General features: G+C 44.5%; 2 protein-coding genes. Both read left to right on the top strand.

All coding sequences use genetic code 11. The features are described from left to right. The coding region (locus R7Z50_RS24590) for a ChbG/HpnK family deacetylase (RefSeq protein ID WP_318149362.1) at positions 1 to 471 on the top strand (471 nt) is incomplete at its 5' end. Between the two features lie 105 nt (positions 472 to 576). After that, the coding region (locus R7Z50_RS24585) for a LacI family DNA-binding transcriptional regulator (protein ID WP_318149361.1) at positions 577 to 1,127 on the top strand (551 nt) is incomplete at its 3' end.

Genomic DNA, 1,127 nt, shown 5'->3' with positions numbered 1-1,127 from the left:
CAAGCGGTTTACGAAGAAGCTAAAGCTCAAATTGATCACTTCTTGTCACTTGGACTAACGCTCAGCCACCTCGATAGTCATCACCATGCTCATACGCACCCCCAGATTCTTCCTATTGTTCAGAAACTCGCGAAAGAGCACCGCGTGCCACTTCGCGGGAGTGGTATCTGTCACCAACCAATGACGACAAGCTATTTCTTTACCGATGAGTTTTACGATCAAAAGGTAAGTTTGGACGGATTAATGCAACACCTTCTGAGCTTAAAAGAGAATTACGATGTGGTAGAGGTGATGTGTCATCCTGCTTATGCCGACCAGCCCCTTATTATGAAAAGTGGCTATGCACTGCAAAGAGAGTTAGAGCTACAAGTGCTCACATCTCCCATTCTAAAAGAGCAATTGGCGCAGCATGGTATAGCCGTCACGGATTACTCCGCACTCGTTTCTACCAGCCAAGTTGTAGGTGTATGATTAAGGCTGCCAGATTCGACCCCTATAGTCACCTTACGAATTGCTGGCAGCCATTTTTCGAATAAAAACATTCATTATTTATTAGCAGTTGGATTCATTAGCATTATGGCAAGGATTAAAGATGTCGCCGAACTCGCCGGTGTAAATCGTTCTACCGTTTCTCGCATCATTAATGGGGAAGGAAAGTTTCGTGAAGAAACTAGAAAAAAAGTAGAACAAGCCATGGCGCAATTGAATTACCGTCCAAGTGCGATCGCCCGTTCTCTTGCAACATCGTCAAGTAATATGGTCGGTTTGTTGGTGACTTATTACACCGGTGGATTTTTCGGTGAAATGATGGAGCAAGTGCAAACGGAATTGGACATTCATAAGAAGTTTCTCATCACTGCGCAAGGTCATCATTCTGCTGAAGGAGAGAAAGAAGCGATTCAGCGTTTCAACGATCTTCGTTGCGATGGCTATGTTCTGCATAGTCGCTATTTATCCGATGATGATCTACGTGAGTTAGCAAGACTTCCTACGCCTTTTGTGCTTCTCGATCGTTATGTTGAAGGGATTGAAGAGCGCTGCATTACGTTTAATCACCACCATGCAAGTCGTATCGCTGTTGAGCACTTAATCGCTGGTGGTCATAAAAACATGGCCTGTATTACCGG

It is taken from the genome of Vibrio sp. 1249-1, from assembly GCF_033340495.1.
Note: the sequence above shows the minus strand (reverse complement) of the source record. Positions and strands in the feature narration are given on the sequence as shown.